Source organism: Peribacillus sp. P4_B1 (assembly GCF_056402395.1).
In genome coordinates, this window is the sequence record NZ_JBFUHM010000011.1 from 82660 (window position 1) to 99876 (window position 17217).

Below are 17217 nucleotides of genomic sequence, written 5' to 3' on the forward strand. Positions count from 1 at the left end.
CTTCTCATTTGAGAAGACTATTTTTTTCGTTTATTAATTGTTCCACAGCTGGAATGTCAGCAGGAGCCCATTTTAAAGAGCTTAAATTCTCTCGCTTTAACCATATCAGTTTAGAATGCTCATTGGCAGTTGGGGTGCCTTCAATGATTCTACATTTTATAGACAATAAGTTAATGATGAAGGTTTCATATTCATGCGTATTATCATTAAAGATTGAAGTCTCTGTTTCAACCTGGCATTGTAATTCCTCATCAATCTCTCTTTTTAAAGCAGTAAAAATATCTTCGCCTTTCTCTACTTTTCCACCTGGAAATTCCCACATATTCGGAATGCTCATATCTGGAGAGCGTAACGCACATAGTATTTCATCATTTTCATTTTCAATAATGGCTGCAACTACTTTAACTTGCTTTTTCATGTTTTCCTCCTATAGGTTTGCTATGATTAAATAATATCATGATTAAGTGGGGTTTGTGATAAATACAAAATTTGGGTAAGTGATATAATTGTAAGATAAACTTTGAAGGAGGCCAATTTATGCCAGTTTACAATAAATTAGTTCGTGATCGTATTCCAGAAGTGATTGAAGCTACAGGTAAGAAGTTTACAACAAGAGTGTTAGATGAGAAGGAATACATAGAAGAATTGAAAAAGAAGAGCTTTGAAGAGTTACAGGAATATGTAGAGACAGAAAGTAAAGAGGATGCGATTGAAGAGTTGGCCGATGTGTTAGAAATCCTTCATTCTTTGGCTGAGTATCATGGGGCTTCTATCGAGGAAGTGGAGAAGGTAAGGAAGATCAAAGCAGATAAGCGCGGAGGATTTAAGGAGAAGATTTATCTGATTGAGGTTGAAGATGAGTAAGGTCCAATTAATTACCGGTCAATTAGGGACACACCTATTGAAGCAGATTGATTCTGCTTCTTCTATTTGTATTTTGACCTCTTTTGTGATGAAATCTGGTGTTCAATATTTGAGAGAAGCATTAAAAGCGGCTGCTGACCGTGGAGTGGAAATTAAAGTGTGTACTGGCGATTATTTGTTTGTGACCCAGCCAGAAGCATTAAGGATATTATTAGGGATAGATTCAAGGATTGAGGTCAGATTATGGAAGAGTAACGGGGTATCCTTTCATCCTAAAGCTTATCTATTTCAAAAGGAGAACCAAGATAGCCTGTTTGTTGGCTCGTCTAATCTTTCACGTTCGGCTTTAAGTAATGGAGTGGAATGGAGTCTTTCTGTTAGTGATGATGAAGAAGTATTTTCTCAAGGTCTGCATCTATTTTTAGAAACGTTTTATAGTGACCATACGATTTCTTTAAATCAAGAAACGTTGAAGAATTATGAAGAAAGCTATGAGAAGTTTCATATAACTAATCCAAATCTTCCTCAAAAGTGGACAGAGACAGAGGAAATGGATTTAATGCTTCCAAGTGAAGTTGATGAGTCAATTCCGACAGCAGAAATCATTCATGAATCATCTGCACCGTATGGGAAAATTTATCCTCGCTTTGCACAAATTGAGGCATTAGAGGAATTAAATAAAACAATGGAAGAAGATTATGATAAGGCGTTAGTCGTAATGGCCACTGGATTAGGAAAGACATATTTAGCCGGGTTCTTTGCGCGCAATTTTAAACGGGTGCTGTTTATAGCCCATCTTGAAGAAATCCTATATCAGGCTAAGAAGTCATTCCAAACGGTTATGCCGGAAGAGAGCTTTTCTATTTATAATGGCAAGGTGAAGGAGAGGCATGGACATACCATTTTTGCTTCGATTTACACGTTAAGCATGCAGCGGCATCTTCAAGTTTTTGATCCTGAAGAATTTGACTTGATTATCGTCGATGAGTTCCATCATGCAGCTGCTGAATCTTATCAAAGAGTACTAGATTACTTCAAACCGAAATTTTTGCTTGGAATCACGGCCACACCTGATCGAAATGATAACAAGGATGTATACGCTATCTGTGGTGGAAATGTAGCATTCCGGATGGATTTCCTTGAGGCTATACAGAGGAACTGGTTAGCGCCGTTTAAATATTTTGGTGTGTATGATGATACAGATTATAGTCAGATTACTTGGCTAGGAAATCGGTATGATAAAAAGGAGTTACTACAGCTTCAATTACGGGATGAGATGGCCCAAAAAGTATTGAATGCGTGGAAGGACAAAAGAAAAACACGTACAATTGGTTTCTGTTCATCCATTAGGCAAGCAGATTTTCTTTCGGACTTTTTTAATCAAAAGGGCTATAGGGCAATTAGTCTGCATTCAAAACAAAGAGATATGTATAGAGATGATGCAATAAGGCAGCTTGCAGATGGAGCCCTCGATATTATCTTTACGGTCAATCTATTCAATGAGGGAGTCGATATCCCGGCTGTTGATACGCTTTTATTTGTTAGGCCAACAGAATCTTTAACGGTCTTTATCCAGCAGATTGGCAGAGGGCTAAGACTACATGACTCCAAGGATCATTGCGTTATTATTGATTTAATCGGTAATTATCGAAATGCAGATGTTAAATTAAGTTTGTTTGATACGGATTTGAGCAAGCAAAAGACGAAAACTATTGAGCCGATTGTTCCTGAGTTATGCGATATAAAATTAGATATCCAGGTTATAAACCTCTTAAAGGAAATGGCGAAGAAGAAGCAGCCTAGACGAGATAAATTAGTAAATGATTATCTCATATTAAAGCAGGAATTAGGAAGAAGGCCTTCCTATTTGGAATTGCATTTAAAAGGTGCCTCTGATTCCCCGCAGTATCGTCAGGAATTCTCTTCATATTATGGATTCTTGGAGCATGCTAACGAGCTTTCAGAACTTGAATCCGAAATCTTTCATCGATATGAACAATGGCTTGTAGAAGTAGAGAAAACGGGTATGTCGAAGAGTTATAAGATGGTCGTTCTGCTAGCCATGCTAGAGCGTGGAGATGATAGTTGGTTCAAGCCAATCACTTCTGAGGAAGCAGCACCATTCTTTCATAGCTACTTAACAGAAACAGAGTATCGAAAACAAATTGACTTTGCTGACAAATCCTCTAAAAAGCTATGGCATTACGATAAAGATGGAGTTAGCAAGTTGATTGCAACTATGCCTATGTCTAAGTGGAGTGGCAGCTCTAAAGGATTGATTTCTTACGAAGACGATATTTTCAGTCTGTACTTTGATGTCAGACCAGAAGACCAGAGGGTTTTGTTTAATATGACCAAGGATATTTGTGAATATCGACTTCATTATCATTTTGAGCGGAAGGCTAAATAAAAAGAAACCATCCTCAAAAAGAGACATTCCCAAAAGGAATGTCTCTAACTCCTTATTGTTGGTTTTAAAAATCAGAAGTTTGTGCAGTAGTCGTCTGCTTAGCTTCAAGTGGTAATGCAGCTTAATGACCGTCTCCAATCTTAATCTTATAAGGGAGGACTTACTAACTTTTTTACAAAATTTTATTTAGATTAGTTTACAAAACTTTGAACAATTTGGGAAATCATAAAAACCAACAAACTTGAAATGATAGCTCCGACCAAAATATTATAGCCTGAAATGGAATCATTATAGAATCCAATTGTTCCAATCAATAAAAAAATCAGAATAAAAACATATGATATAGAGAGAGATACTAGAATTTTACGAAAAATACGTTGATCTGCAACAACGTAACTACTGTTCCACTTATCATTTTTTTTCTCGACTAAGAAAATAATTACTTGATAACCCATAACAAGAGAAGCTATCCCCCACAAAACCCAGAAATTACTTCCTGTTTCATCTACAAAAATTGAATAACATGAATATCCAAAGCCTAAGAATAAGCACATATAACCAACTAAAATCATCCACTTTGTCAAACGCATAAAGATCCCTCCTGAATTTAATCTGTTTTTTCTTCTAAAAAGAATAATTTATCGATTGGTTCATTTAATACAGCAGAGAGCATCAAAACAATTCCTATTGAAGGTTCGTATTTTTGTTTTTCCAAAGCAACAATGGTTTGTCTGTGTACACCTATTCGTTCCGAAAGTTCTTCTTGAGTAAAATCATGTAATGGTTTCTGCTAGTTTATCATGAATAGGTATTTTGTTGTGATTTTGATGGGTGAAAAATAGGTAATATGATATAATTATCCTTGTTATATAAAATTTGCCTATTATGGATAAGGAGAGTAAAAATGAAAAAATTATTTTATACCTATGACATAATTGATGCTAAAAAAGCTCTTGATAAAGCAAAAGTTATGGAGTGAAAAAATTTTATTAGGGATTGATATTATGTTTTATTTACTTATTATTATCATGATAGGAATTTGCTTCCTACAATATAAAATTGTTAAAAAATCTACTATACTTGTAAGTTTGCTTTTACCTATCCTATTTAGTATTGCTTACTTCTTTCTTAACTTTGATATTTTTCATATATACGTGCTAGTTTTTTGTATTATACTTTGGTTAATATTTTTTTGGAAAGTGCTCAATTATAAAAAAAGGTAGGAATAAAATAGGGTCGTGCCTAACCTATATAATCAAAAAAAAGAGACATCCCCCAAAGGAATGTCTCTTTCCCCTACAAACTAATAGCACTCATCATCCCCTCATGCGTAGCTTCCTCAATCGTACGCGGTCCAAGGCAATCCCCAATCTGTTTTACAATAGCCGCATGGCCTTTCATTTCTTCGAATAGTTCTGTATTGGGAATGCGGCCAAGGGAGAGGACGATGGAGTCCCAATTGGTTAGTTCTTGTTTTTGTTGGGTGAATAGGTTCCGGATGATGACGTGATCTTCTTTGATTGCCCCGATGTCGTAATGGGGAAGGAGTGTGACGTTTAGGTTGTATAGTTTTTTTAGGTATTCATTCCTGAGATATTGGTGAACGGTTTCACCGATGTGCAGTCGTGATGATATGAGTGTGACTCCATGTCCTTTTTCGGCTAGGTAGATGGCTGCTTCCATGCCGGGCCAGTCTCCGCCAAAGTCGAATACCAATACGTTGTCCCCAACTTTTTTAGTTGAGCTGAAGAGGTCATCACTCATGATGATCCGTGGGTCATCGATTCCTTCGATGGCTGGTGTATAGGGCCGTGAGCCTGTTGCACAGATGATGGCGTCCGGTTTCCATTCGGATACTTCTTGAACAGTGGCGCTCCTTCCTAATTTTAAATGTATCTTGCTTCTCATTAATTTCCGAGAATAGTTATCGAGCATCGATTCTGCGAGTTCATGACGCATCGGTGCTTTGCGCATGGTGCGAAGCAGGCCGCCGATTGATTTGCTTTGATCGATCAGTGTAACGGAATGACCTAGTGAATCCGCGGTTATGGCTGCCTGTAATCCGCCAGGTCCTGCGCCGATGACGAGGACATTTTGTTTGTTTCTCGTTTTCTTTAATTCTGGTAAGATCCATGCTTCTTTACCTGTTGTCGGGTTTTGGACACAGCCAATCGGCAGCCCTTTATGATAGTGACCGATACAGGCTTGTAAACAGCCGATGCATGCATCGATTGCCTGCAGGTCGCCATCTTTTGCCTTGTTGGGCATGTCTGGATCGACGATTAAGGCCCTGGTCATTCCGACGACATCGGCTTTTCCGGTTGATACGATCTGTTCCGCTTCAACGGGGTCGACGATTCGATTCCCGACAAAGACCGGTACGGCTCCTGCCATCCTGATTTTGAATCCATGTGGTGAAAGGTATGCGTGCTTTATCGGTGATGGCGGCACGATATGGGTTGATCCCTCAAAGGTACTTGAATCCCCGGCTGTGACATTGATGAAATCCAGTCGGACTTTCTCCGCGAGATATTCGACGATTTGCACGGAATCCTTTATCGTTGTCCCGTCCATCGTCAGTTCATCTGAACTCATGCGAATGCCGACGGTAAAGTCTTCCCCGACTCTTTCCCATACTTTCTCCAATATTTCCACGATGAATCGCATCCGGTTTTCAAATGACCCGCCATAGAGATCTGTGCGCTTATTTGTATGCACTGACCAAAACTGGGCAGGAAGATATCCGTGTGAACAGCAAATTTCGACTCCATCAAGTCCGCCTTCCTTTGCCAGCTGTGCTGAATGGGCGAAGCCTTCGATCACTCCTTCAATATCTTCTAAGCTCATTGGTTTTGGCATGACGCCGAAGCGCAGGCTGGGAACGGCGGATGGCGCCCATGCGGCATTTCGGTAGTCGCTCGATACGACTTCCCTTCCGCCATGAAATAGCTGCGAGAAAACCTTCGTTCCATATTTATGGAGCGTTTCGGAAAGCCCTTTGTAGGCAGAGACAATCCTTTGGTCATATCCGGCGATCGTTTTCGACGTAAGCATGCCGGATGGATGTACGGATGCCGCTTCAAGGATGATCAATCCGACGCCCCCTTTTGCGCGGGCCTCATGATAGGCGACCATATCCGAAGTGGGGATTCCGTCCGTGACATGATTTGTTTGATGTGCTGTACTTAAGATCCGGTTTTTTAATTCAGTAGAACCGATCGTTAATTGGGTAAACAAATTCTTGAATTGAGCCATATCCATGACCACTCCCTAATGTTAGATAGAATGAGAGTATAGAGGCATTGATCGCCCCCTACCTATCCTTATACAGGGTCAATATGCAATAACCATGCCGTTCCGGGAATGGTGATGAAAATAGTTTTTTTACTTTTAAAAAGAGGGTATGGCCCATGAATCGAGTATCTTATATATAGAAAACTGAACCATTTTTGAAAAGTGGTGATTCATTATAGGTTCAGTCCAAATTTGGCTGGTATAGAGACATTCCTTGCTTATGAGAGGGTCACATATTTCTTTGCGTATCAAAAAGTGTAACAAAATCGGTTCGAAATCAAAAAATGGGGTGATTGTGTGAGTACGGATTTAAAAAAAGAATCACTAATTGTATTTTCCGATATTTCTATTTTGGATGTGAAATCATTACTGAAAATCAATTCCTCTCCTTTTATTGTCATGAAAAACCACTTGGAAATCCTCGGTATATTGGATGAAGGTTTCTTTTTGAAGCAGTTGGATATTGTGGGTCAAAATCAGGAAATCACGGCTTACCTTAATACATCGTTTGTCGTTGTGGAGGATTTAGATAAGCTGAGTGAAGAGGATATGAGCACCTATGATTTTGTGATTCAACATAGTGATAACCAATATAGCTGCTATCCGATTTCTGAAGTCAGGGAAATTCTGCTTAAAAAGAAGCTTAAGAGTTTAATCAGTCTAAATGTATCACTGCATGAAGAGCTGGAGGTGACAAGAAGGAAGGTAAAGGAGCTAACGCAGATCTTACATTCCAGTTATGATGAAATTTTCGTGACGGATGAGAACGGAAACACGTTGTTCGTGAGTGAAGCCTGTAAGAAGCTTACAGGGCTGCCGCCGGAGGCCTTTATTAATAAGAACATTAAAGAGTTGGTCGAAAAGGGGCTGATCGTCAATTCGGTTACATTAAAAACGATGAAAACGAAAGCGATCCATTCAGCTGAACAAACCTATCCGCATGGAGTGACTGTATTCTGCACAGCGAAGCCGATTTTTGATGAGGAGGGGAACTTATATCGAATTGTTTCGAATTCCAGGGATATCACGGAATTGGTTGAGATGAAAAGTAAATTGAACAGAGTGAACCTTAGGAACCAGCGGACCCAGCATGAAAATTCGAGAACCGTTTCGTTCAATAATTTCATTACAAATTCGGATAAGATGATAAAGGTTTTGGAATTAGCTGAAAAAGTCGCCCCAATGGATTCATCGATCTTCATCCATGGTGAAACCGGAGTCGGGAAAGGGGTTTTAGCAAGAATCATTCATGATCTTAGCAATAGAAAGGATAAGAAATTTATTCAAGTTAATTGCGGCGCGATTCCATCGGCATTAATTGAGTCCGAGCTGTTTGGTTACGAAAGCGGTGCATTCACGGGGGCAAATAAGCACGGGAAACAAGGTCTTGTTGAGAGTGCTGATGGTGGTACGCTGTTTCTTGATGAAATCGGGGAAATGCCGCTCGATATTCAAGTGAAAATCCTGCATCTGGTCCAGGACAGAGCATTCATGAAGGTAGGGGGAACCAAGGAGAGAAAGGTGAATATTCGGATTATCTCCGCCACTAATAAAGACTTGAAGCAAATGATTAAGAATAATCAATTTCGCGAGGATCTCTATTATCGGCTGCATGTCGTTCCATTGGAAATCCCGCAGCTGCGTGAGCGAAAGGAGGATATTCTATTATTAACCGATTATTTTCTGAAGAAGTTCAATGAAAAATACGGTCAATCAATCACGATCGATGATCATTCCAAGTTAATTCTGCAGCTGCAGGATTACCCGGGCAATGTTCGCGAGTTGGAAAATGTAATTGAACAAATCGTCGTCACGGCTAGAAAACCGATCGTAACGATAGAGGATCTGCCATCCGATTTAACCTACAAAGATACGGCACTAGTCAATTTAACAGGAATCATTCCCTTGAAAAAAGCGTTAGAGGAAACGGAAAAGCAATTATTATCACAAGCCCTTTCTACATATAAATCAACCAGAAAAATGGCCAAAGCCCTGGAGGTTAGTCAAACGACGATCATGCGCAAGCTAGGCAAATACCAATTTGTATATGATGAGGATAAATAACGATGACCTTTATAAATATCTGAAAATTAAGAAAAGTTGGTATGGATATTGCATATTACCCTATTGATTATTTCAATTTTGATAAGGGGGTCAAGAAATGGGCGAGCTGATATTTTCTTTAAGCTATGGGGGTTCCTTAATTGTCATGGGATGGATCACGAAGGTGTTCCTAGTAAAAATGAAAAGAAATCAAGAAGAAATAAAAGCAAAAGATCCGATAGAAAAGGTGGGGATGTAAGTGGCCTTTCTGCTTGGTATTATCGTATCCTTTTGCGTTTATGTCTCGATCGGAATCTTTTTATTCAGGAAAGTGAAAAGCTCAGAGGAGTATTATGTATCTGGACGAAGTGGAAATACATTGATGATAACCGGTACACTTGTTGCATCCTTCTTAAGCACCGTATCCTTCATGGGGGAAGCAGGATTTTCCTATGAAGGGTACCCGATCCTGCTGCTTATTCTCGTTATTTTTAATGCAAGCGGCTATATATTCGGGGTATTCCTGTTTGGCAGGTATTTAAGAAGAAGCAAATCATTGACGGTTCCTGAGTTTTTCGGTAACCGCTTTCATTCCAAGAAAGTAAGATTGGCAGCTGCCATCACGACAATTCTCGGAATTGCTGCATACTTAGTTGCCGTTACCCAAGGGGCAGCCGTATTATTGGCCGAGGTTTCCGGTGTTTCCTATCCAATGGCGTTGGTGATCATGTGGCTAGTCTATTCATCCTTTACCATTCTTTCAGGGGCGAAGGGAGTCATGGTGAATGATACCGTGATGTTCTTTGTATTCTCGATCGCAACGTATCTTAGCTTTCCTTATATCATCAAATCGGCAGGCGGATTCCCTGATGCCATTACTAAAGCGGCAAACCTGGCTGAACGGCCTGATTTATTAAGCTGGCATGGCATTACCGGACCTGGGGCAACCATGGGAACTCCTTGGGAAGCATTGGCCTGGGCAGTCATCATGGGCTTGGTCTGGGGCATCGTCATTGCAGTGAGTCCATGGCAAAGCAGCCGATACTTAATGGCAAAAAATGAACACGTAGCCATCCGTGCCGGCGTATGGGCAACCATATCCATTTTGACCGTCTATTTGTTCCTCCATATCAGCATCTCGACAATCACCACCATTAAAGCGGATATCGCCCCGACGGAAAAGGTATTCATTTGGGCGGCGATGAATATTGTCCCGACATGGCTTGGGGTCATCATCGTTAGCGGCATCATGGCTGCGGCATTATCCTCCTGTTCGAGCTTCCTTCAGATAATAGGAAGCAGCATTACACGGGATATCATGGAACAATCACGGAAAAAGGAATACACAGATCACCATCTATTGCGGGCCAGCCGCATTTCCATGGTTGTGATCAGCTTGATCATCTTATTGATTGGATTGTTCCAGCCGCCTGCCGTCATGTGGATCGGCTACTTTGCGGCCACATTATTCGCAGCATCCTGGGGACCGATCGCCATATCAAGCATATTTTCAAAGAAGGTAACGAAAGAAGGAGCCTTTTGGAGCATCGTATTCGGCTTCTTTGGCGTGATTCTCGGAGAAAGCCTCGGCATGTTCGGAATAAGCCTTCCCGTTTACTTCAATCCTGTCATCATAGGTTTAATCTTAAGCATAGGTGCACTCATCATTGGCTCCAAGTATGGAACGATCACCATCGAAGAAAGGGAGTTTCAAGCAAATATCCTGCAAACCCCCATTGAAATAGACGAGCAAAAAGAAATGAACATCACCCGCAGATACCCAACCTATTTGATGATCAGCGGCGTCATGATCATCATGGTAACACTAGTGTTTTATTATTGGCCGATAAATATGAATTGATAGACATTTACTTATGTACTGGCATGGTTAACTTATCAATACCTAATTTTTTTGCCAATTTAAATCCGAGTTACTCTATCTTCAAGAATTTGAAAGCATGGTGCATTTCAAACAAGAAGAATATATCCATTACTGCAAGCATTAACGAATCAATGTGAAATAAAGAGGCATGAGCCCGGTAGTTTACCGGGTTCATGCCCTCAAGGCTGCCTAATTAAATAAGGTGTCTAACTTTTTGGGTTCATTTTTATGGTGAGCTCTTTTTTGTTGCTTTTAGCCTTTATAAACTATCCAAATAATTTTTAAGTGTTTCTAATCCAATTTTCAACTCATCTAATGAGTTTGTTGACGAAAGTGAAACACGCAAATACTTATTGGGTATTGTCGGTCCGCTAAGAAAACGATCGGAATGAAAAATTCGAATGCCCTTTTTTCTTAAATCCGTTTCCAACTGTAACGGATCTATATGTTCTTGGATAGAAAGCCAACGATAAAAACTAAAAGGATGTCCCATAGGATTTCCGATAGGGAAATATTCCGAATAAATATCATTTGCAGCCTGTGCAAGCTGTTTCTTTTGGGAAACAATTTCATGAGCCTTTCCTGACAAAATGAGCTCCGTGATTATCTCTGCATCTAGAGAGGACGTCTTTACATTGATCTTAAAAATAGCTTGTAAAATACTCTCGCGAAAAGCATCCCCATAGACCATAAAGGCGACTCTTAATCCTGAGCAAATGCATTTAGATGTTCCACATATATAAACGGTTTGATCTGGAAGTAAATTAAACATGGGTTGATGATAATCAGAGATAATGCCTGCTGTTAGGAAGGCATGAATATCATCCTCAATCAAAATTAAACGGTACTTTCGTATGATTGCAGCCAATTCATGCTTTCTGAAATCTGAAATCATAACAGTGGTAGGATTGCTGCAAGAAGGCATTAGAAAAATACCGTGAATCTTAGTTTGAGAACATTGCTTTGCAAGTTCATCTGGCAGCATTCCAAATTGATCTCCGGGAATGGGTACTAATTGTATGTGAAGCAGTTTTGCTAACTCGATGAAATTTGAATATGTATGTAAATCGATTGCAATACGATTACCAGGCTTAAACAACGCAGTCAATGTAATAGCCAATGCGTTTTGGGCTCCAGAAACAATGGCTACATGCTCTGTGTCTGCGTTAATGCCGAATGATTCCATCCAATTTAGCCCTGCTTTTTTTTGATGAGGGATACCTGTCGGATCATTGTAATTCAGTAGTTGGTCCAAATAACTTTTATCTGAAACCGTCTTTATATTCTCTGCAACAATATTATTGGTTTGCTCAAAAGAGGCTACAAAACCAAGATCGATATTGTTTGTGCTTTTATCTGTAGAAATGGTAATGGAACGGGCTGCGTTAGGAGCAACGAAGGTCCCCCTTCCAGTAACCGCATAAATCAAACCCTTAAACTCGCATAATTTGTAGGCGCGGGTAATAGTTGTAAAGTTTAGGTCAAGAAAGTCTGCCAATTCTCGTTGTGGGGGTAACTTTGTTCCAGGTGCTAAAAAGCCTTCTATAATATCTTGTTCAAGTAAAGACGCAATTGAATAGTAAAAAGGGCGTTTCAATGCTTTCTTATCAGGTTTCCAGGACATTGGATAATTATCAAATGAATTTACTGGCATAAGTCACCTCTCTCAACATTTTCATACAATAATAGCATTATTGTATGGATTTTGTGAATGTTGAAAGAACGTCTCTAAAAAAGAACCCATAAGAAAGTAAAAAAATCTATTAGAACCCGCAGTGAAGAACATTGTATTCCATACAATGTTCTTGTTTAGTGTATGGATTTAATGTGTTAAATTTGAAAAAATACTAACTTCTTAGGATGTGAATCATATGAACAAAAAAAATCAAATATGGATGGCATTTCGTTCGGCCTTTCCTTTTACAATTCCCATTTTTGCAGGATTTGTTTTTTTGGGAATTGCTTATGGAATTTATATGAACTCTTTGGGTTTTAGTGCAATTTACCCAATTATAATGAGTCTTACAATATTTGCGGGATCCATGGAGTTTGTTGCAGCTAATTTATTGCTCATTGCGTTCAATCCGATTAATGCCCTTTTTGTAACTCTAATGGTGAATGCACGCCATTTATTTTATGGTATTTCCATGCTTGATAAGTATAGGGGAACAGGGAAGAGAAAATATTATCTGATTTATGGAATGTGCGATGAATCTTTTTCCATTAATGGTACCGTTAATGTTCCAAAAGATGTGGACAAGGTCTGGTTTATGACTTTTGTAACTCTTCTCAATCATTTCTATTGGGTTTTAGGAGCAACAATAGGCGGAGTTTTTGGATCTCTTGTGCATTTTAACACCGAAGGGCTTGAGTTTGTTATGACTGCTCTCTTTGTCGTAATCTTCATTGAACAATGGATGAAAGAGAAAAAACACCAAATTGCGCTCGTGGGGCTTGGACTTTCGACAGTAAGCCTTATTATTTTTGGGGGAAACACCTTCATCATCCCTGCTATGGCCGCTATTTTGGGGATGCTGACCATTCTTAGAAAACCGATAGAAAAGGGGGAGGTCACAATATGATGATGAGTTTAACGCAACAGATCCTCACGATTGCTATGGTGGTCTTAGGGACAATGCTAACAAGGTTTCTTCCATTCGCTATTTTCCCATCGGGTAAACCCACACCAGCATATGTTCAGTATCTTGGCAAAGTGTTACCTTTGGCGACATTAGGACTGTTAGTAATATATTGCTTCAAAGATGTAAGCCTAATATCCGGTAGTCACGGTATCCCTGAATTTATTGGAGTAGTTACGGTAGCTCTGCTTCACTTTTGGAAGAAACAGATGCTTCTCTCTATTGCGGGTGGAACGATTATCTACATGATTATGGTTCAATCGATTTTTTAATAGTATTGATAATAGTTACATTCTTTCTCACCTCATTCTTTATATATAGACAAAGTCCTGCCGTGGTCATCTGATTTACCGTCTATAAGCAGAGTACCAATGAAAAATGAAACAACTATTATTTCAAGCAATGGCAGTTGGCAAAGAAGAACTTTTAAAAATACTGAATCGGCTTTATCATCTACTCAAAAAGAATGGTCGTAAATCCCATCGGTATAAGAAGATGACTGTCTTTGATATTCTTGGGGTTGTGTATGAAACGACGGTGAAGGACAGACAGGCTGCCTAGCAAAAAAAAATTGTGTTTTAATTAGGCTTCTTTGTCATGCCTAATTTTCCATTACTGGCTAGTTTTGAAACAATGATCATTTGGTATCTAGTAATTTACGTTGTAGCTTGATGGGCATGTGGTTCCGCCTGGCAGGATCCCTAATAGAGGAATATGTTAATAGTTGTAGAAATTACAAAGGGGGGTTGATTTTAAAAAGGAGGATAAAAAGTTGAAAGTAATGGTAGCCTTTTTTAATCGTGTCATGCAGAGATATTTACCCGATCCATTTATATTTGTTATTATTTTAACTTTTGTTGTGTTTGGATTGGGACTTATTTTCACCGATAGCGGGCCTTATCAGATGGCTCAGCATTGGGGAAATGGATTTTGGGGATTGCTTCTTTTTGCTATGCAGATGGTTCTTGTTTTAGTAACTGGACATGTATTAGCTAGTAGCAGAATTTTTAAAAGGGGATTAGGTGCTCTTGCATCTATGGCTAAATCTCCAGGTCAGGCAATTATTATTGTAAGTGTCGTTTCTCTCGTAGCAAGCTGGATAAACTGGGGATTCGGACTTGTTATTGGGGCTTTGTTCGCTAAAGAATTAGCGAAAAAAGTAGAAAATGTTGATTATCGCCTTTTAATTGCGAGTGCTTATTCTGGATTTCTCATCTGGCATGGTGGAATATCTGGATCAACTCCATTGACTATTGCTACTCCAGGCCACTTTTCCGAAGATTTAATTGGTATTATCCCAACAAGTGAAACGATATTTTCTAGTTTTAATCTTTTTATTGTTATAGCTTTAATCATAATCGTTCCATTAGTTAATCGATTCATGATGCCTTCAAAGGAACAAACAGTGACTGTAGATCTTGCTCTCCTAGAGGATGATGTCCAGGCAGCTACTATTGAAAAAGAGGATTTGACTCCTGCTGAGAGACTTGAGAATAGCCGGATTATCTCTCTATCAATTGGGATATTAGGGATTGTTTTTCTTTTCTATTATTTTGTACTTAACGGTTTTAAACTAAATCTTGATATTGTTAATTTCTTATTCTTATTTTTAGGAATTCTCTTTCATGGTACTCCGAAACACTTTTTAGAGGCTGTTGTTAATGCAGTAAAAGGAGCGAGTGGGATCATCATCCAATTCCCTTTTTATGCGGGGATTATGGGTATGATGACAGCATCAGGTTTAGCTACTGTTATATCTAATGGTTTCGTTTCAATATCTAATGAATTTACATTCCCGTTATTTGCGTTTTTAAGTGCAGGATTGGTCAATATTTTCATACCTTCTGGTGGAGGTCAATGGGCGGTTCAAGCTCCTGTCATGCTGGATGCAGCGATAGCACTTGATGTATCCATTCCAAAAACGGCTATGGCGGTTGCCTGGGGAGATGCATGGACTAATCTAATCCAACCATTCTGGGCACTCCCTGCTCTTGCTATTGCTGGTCTAAAGGCAAAAGATATTATGGGTTACTGTGTATTGACTCTTTTTGTAAGTGGTATTGTTATTTCACTAGGACTCTTGTTTTTCTAAAAAGGATTTTTAGATTAGACAGTATTTAGGATGATAATGAATGAAAAATAAAGGAGCTATTCAACTAGTTAAATTTGAATAGCTCTTTTACTTTTTGTAGTGTTGTCAGGAAAATGTGGATTTACAACGTTAAGACACGAATAAAACTTTTTAATTCCTCTATTAAATATAATGTGAACTTTTTCTATACAGGGGTGCACCCACATGCCCATCAAGCTAAGCGCACAAGAGATAATATAAAAGTGTGTTCTCTTTAATTTGCTATGGTAACACTAAAAATGCGCATGACAAAAAAACCATCAAATAGGTTTTTTTAAAAAATATTAGGCAGCTTTAAGTTTTTGTGACGTACAATCATACACAATACCTAAGATATCAAAGACCGTTTTCTTGTTATAACGATGACATTTCCGTCCGTTTTTCTCCAAAAGGTGAAACAGACGTAGAAAAATTTTTGATAATTCTTTGGCGTCCTTTTGTAATCCTTGATAAAACAATAAATAATAGTCTTTTATTATATAGATGGATTTATATTCACTTAACTCCTTCTTTTTCTTATCTAAAAGTAACTGACGCATTCTAAACATCGTAGATGAACAGAGTAAAATGCTAATAAGTTGCCCATACAAGTGACACTCTAAGCGTTCCCTCTTAATCTCTTTGCACTTGTCAATTTGAAAGAAAGATTTCCATGTCTTAAATAGAATTTCAATCTGCCAACGTAACGAATACAGTTCATGAATATGTTCCGTTGGAACGTCTTCTAAAGAAAGATTTGTAATATATACGTTCATTCCACTTAATCGTTGCTTCGGTCTCTATAGATAATGCCCTTCTTCTTTTCTTTTTTTGCTTGTTCTTTCAATCTTTTCTCTGTTTGTACCTCAGTTAGTCGATGAATAATCACTCGGGCGGGTAGTTTTTGATACAGCCCAATGTATGCTTCTGAAATTTCAAGTGTTTGACCAGGTCGTAATTGATTCATAAGCTCTTCCGTGTCTAACTGAATAAAGAGAGTACCTTTCTTCACAGTCCCATTTCGAAAAAACTCTGGTTCATCATTCTTACGATATATACGAGAATTCAACTTCAAACGTGAGACATAGTAAGCACCTTCATCATTCATTTTCTGTAAGTCGTGTAAGTCGAAATACCCTAAATCCCTTATGTATAAGTCTTTCGGTTGAATGGTTAGTAGACTCGTGGAACCGAAGGTTTTATCATTTTCTCTCCCTTCTCCTACATAAACGTGGAGGAACTTCCCACTCAATAAGTCATATTCAAGTTGGATTTTAACACCTGCGGTATGGCTACTTACGCCAGAACCTTGATAATGTGAAGCAAACTTATCTGGAAGTTGAAATGTTGTAGAATCTAGGATCCGAATACGTTTAAAAGTCGTGGAGTATGGATGAAGTATTTCTTGTGTTGAATGAATTCTTTGAGTTAGAAGATTAGCTAGAACTTGTTGAAGAAACTGTACGGCTGAACCATTAAATCGTTGATTAAGCCCTTCAGGGCTCATGAGGACACCTGTAGATGCTTCGAGACGGCTACACAATTGTGTGAGTGGTGTACTCGCGACCTGTTGACTAAGCCATACACATAAAGCAATTAATTCTTGTGCTTGATATTTACTTGTACGTTGAACAAACCCAACTTTTTTAGCTAATTGTTGTAGAGAAGAYGGAGATAAGTAGTTTTGAAGTTCTTGAGAAAAGAGATTCATTTCGTCTGAAACAGAAAAACTCATAGAAAACGCCATYCTTCCTGTATATTTCTACAAAAAGAATAGCGCTTTTTTCGTTATGATGATACAAATTCACCTTAGCTTGATGGCGATGTGGCTGTACCCCATTTAGCAAAGGAACTTAAATCTGTATCTTAATAAAAAACACTATAATTATAGGAGAAGCTCATTAAAAAGAAGCCTTGTTATATTGAACTATACCCCGGATAACGGACACACATAAAAAAGTGTCCCTTATCCGGG

Annotated in this window: 12 protein-coding genes and 3 pseudogenes; 9 read left to right on the plus strand and 6 right to left on the minus strand. The window is 38.8% G+C overall.

Annotation, left to right across the window (positions count from 1 at the left end):
- Nucleotides 1-4: 4 nt before the first annotated feature.
- Complete coding sequence (locus AC1DVK_RS08780; protein ID WP_477626303.1) at nucleotides 5-418, minus strand: (deoxy)nucleoside triphosphate pyrophosphohydrolase; 414 nt, start codon at nucleotides 416-418, stop codon at nucleotides 5-7.
- Between the two features lie 119 nt (nucleotides 419-537).
- Here AC1DVK_RS08780 and AC1DVK_RS08785 point away from each other — a divergent pair, with 119 nt between their 5' ends.
- Nucleotides 538-864 (plus strand): nucleoside triphosphate pyrophosphohydrolase, encoded by a 327-nt coding sequence (locus AC1DVK_RS08785; RefSeq protein WP_252296411.1) that lies wholly within the window; start codon nucleotides 538-540, stop codon nucleotides 862-864.
- Nucleotides 857-3274 (plus strand): DEAD/DEAH box helicase family protein, encoded by a 2418-nt coding sequence (locus AC1DVK_RS08790; RefSeq protein WP_477626304.1) that lies wholly within the window; start codon nucleotides 857-859, stop codon nucleotides 3272-3274. Before AC1DVK_RS08785 ends, AC1DVK_RS08790 begins: the two co-directional genes overlap by 8 nt.
- 191 nt (nucleotides 3275-3465) lie before the next feature.
- Here the strand turns inward: AC1DVK_RS08790 and AC1DVK_RS08795 are convergent, their stop codons facing one another.
- From AC1DVK_RS08795 to AC1DVK_RS08805, 3 genes and pseudogenes are all read right to left on the minus strand, one after another.
- Nucleotides 3466-3864, minus strand: coding sequence for a hypothetical protein (locus tag AC1DVK_RS08795; protein ID WP_477626305.1), 399 nt, complete (start codon nucleotides 3862-3864; stop codon nucleotides 3466-3468).
- 17 nt (nucleotides 3865-3881) lie between these two features.
- Nucleotides 3882-4040: pseudogene (locus AC1DVK_RS08800) on the minus strand (helix-turn-helix transcriptional regulator); the annotation flags it as partial.
- A 530-nt stretch (nucleotides 4041-4570) separates the two neighbouring features.
- The gene (locus AC1DVK_RS08805; protein WP_477626306.1) at nucleotides 4571-6529 is read right to left on the minus strand and encodes an oxidoreductase; all 1959 of its coding nucleotides are present in this window, start codon (nucleotides 6527-6529) and stop codon (nucleotides 4571-4573) included.
- Between the two features lie 336 nt (nucleotides 6530-6865).
- Between AC1DVK_RS08805 and AC1DVK_RS08810 the strand changes: the two genes are divergently transcribed.
- The 3 genes from AC1DVK_RS08810 (at nucleotide 6866) to AC1DVK_RS08820 (ending at nucleotide 10472) form a co-directional block, all read left to right on the plus strand.
- Nucleotides 6866-8632, plus strand: a complete 1767-nt coding sequence (locus AC1DVK_RS08810; protein WP_410863782.1) for a sigma-54 interaction domain-containing protein — start codon at nucleotides 6866-6868, stop codon at nucleotides 8630-8632.
- A gap of 97 nt (nucleotides 8633-8729) precedes the next feature.
- A complete protein-coding gene (locus AC1DVK_RS08815) occupies nucleotides 8730-8870 on the plus strand; it encodes a hypothetical protein (protein WP_155726506.1) in 141 nt (46 codons plus the stop codon).
- Nucleotides 8871-10472, plus strand: a complete 1602-nt coding sequence (locus AC1DVK_RS08820) for a sodium:solute symporter family protein (protein ID WP_410863783.1) — start codon at nucleotides 8871-8873, stop codon at nucleotides 10470-10472. It abuts the gene before it with no gap.
- A 280-nt stretch (nucleotides 10473-10752) separates the two neighbouring features.
- Here AC1DVK_RS08820 and AC1DVK_RS08825 read toward each other — a convergent pair whose 3' ends face one another.
- Nucleotides 10753-12147, minus strand: a complete 1395-nt coding sequence (locus AC1DVK_RS08825) for an aminotransferase-like domain-containing protein (protein WP_410863785.1) — start codon at nucleotides 12145-12147, stop codon at nucleotides 10753-10755.
- 217 nt (nucleotides 12148-12364) lie between these two features.
- On the opposite strand from AC1DVK_RS08825, the gene azlC reads away from it, so the two are divergent.
- The 4 genes and pseudogenes from azlC to AC1DVK_RS08845 all read left to right on the plus strand — a co-directional run bounded on the left by azlC (nucleotide 12365) and on the right by AC1DVK_RS08845 (nucleotide 15224).
- The gene (azlC, locus tag AC1DVK_RS08830; protein WP_061464676.1) at nucleotides 12365-13075 is read left to right on the plus strand and encodes an azaleucine resistance protein AzlC; all 711 of its coding nucleotides are present in this window, start codon (nucleotides 12365-12367) and stop codon (nucleotides 13073-13075) included.
- Complete coding sequence (locus AC1DVK_RS08835) at nucleotides 13072-13404, plus strand: branched-chain amino acid transporter permease (protein ID WP_477626307.1); 333 nt, start codon at nucleotides 13072-13074, stop codon at nucleotides 13402-13404. The genes azlC and AC1DVK_RS08835 overlap by 4 nt, the downstream gene beginning before the upstream one ends.
- 115 nt (nucleotides 13405-13519) lie before the next feature.
- A pseudogene (locus AC1DVK_RS08840) lies at nucleotides 13520-13693 on the plus strand (IS4 family transposase); the annotation flags it as partial.
- Nucleotides 13694-13913: 220 nt separating this feature from the next.
- On the plus strand, nucleotides 13914-15224 hold the full coding sequence (locus tag AC1DVK_RS08845) for a short-chain fatty acid transporter (RefSeq protein ID WP_410863788.1): 1311 nt from the start codon (nucleotides 13914-13916) through the stop codon (nucleotides 15222-15224).
- 323 nt (nucleotides 15225-15547) lie between these two features.
- Here the strand turns inward: AC1DVK_RS08845 and AC1DVK_RS08850 are convergent.
- Nucleotides 15548-16977, minus strand: a pseudogene (locus AC1DVK_RS08850) (IS4 family transposase).
- Between the last annotated feature and the right edge of the window lie 240 nt (nucleotides 16978-17217).

What these genes read in the sequence shown, in the direction of transcription:
- AC1DVK_RS08780 (WP_477626303.1), bottom strand. Translation starts at nt 418, where the DNA reads ATGAAAAAGCAAGTTAAAGTAGTTGCAGCCATTATTGAAAATGAAAAT.
- AC1DVK_RS08785 (WP_252296411.1), top strand. Translation starts at nt 538, where the DNA reads ATGCCAGTTTACAATAAATTAGTTCGTGATCGTATTCCAGAAGTGATT.
- AC1DVK_RS08790 (WP_477626304.1), top strand. Translation starts at nt 857, where the DNA reads ATGAGTAAGGTCCAATTAATTACCGGTCAATTAGGGACACACCTATTG.
- AC1DVK_RS08795 (WP_477626305.1), bottom strand. Translation starts at nt 3,864, where the DNA reads ATGCGTTTGACAAAGTGGATGATTTTAGTTGGTTATATGTGCTTATTC.
- AC1DVK_RS08805 (WP_477626306.1), bottom strand. Translation starts at nt 6,529, where the DNA reads ATGGCTCAATTCAAGAATTTGTTTACCCAATTAACGATCGGTTCTACT.
- AC1DVK_RS08815 (WP_155726506.1), top strand. Translation starts at nt 8,730, where the DNA reads ATGGGCGAGCTGATATTTTCTTTAAGCTATGGGGGTTCCTTAATTGTC.
- AC1DVK_RS08825 (WP_410863785.1), bottom strand. Translation starts at nt 12,147, where the DNA reads ATGCCAGTAAATTCATTTGATAATTATCCAATGTCCTGGAAACCTGAT.
- azlC (WP_061464676.1), top strand. Translation starts at nt 12,365, where the DNA reads ATGAACAAAAAAAATCAAATATGGATGGCATTTCGTTCGGCCTTTCCT.
- AC1DVK_RS08835 (WP_477626307.1), top strand. Translation starts at nt 13,072, where the DNA reads ATGATGATGAGTTTAACGCAACAGATCCTCACGATTGCTATGGTGGTC.
- AC1DVK_RS08845 (WP_410863788.1), top strand. Translation starts at nt 13,914, where the DNA reads ATGGTAGCCTTTTTTAATCGTGTCATGCAGAGATATTTACCCGATCCA.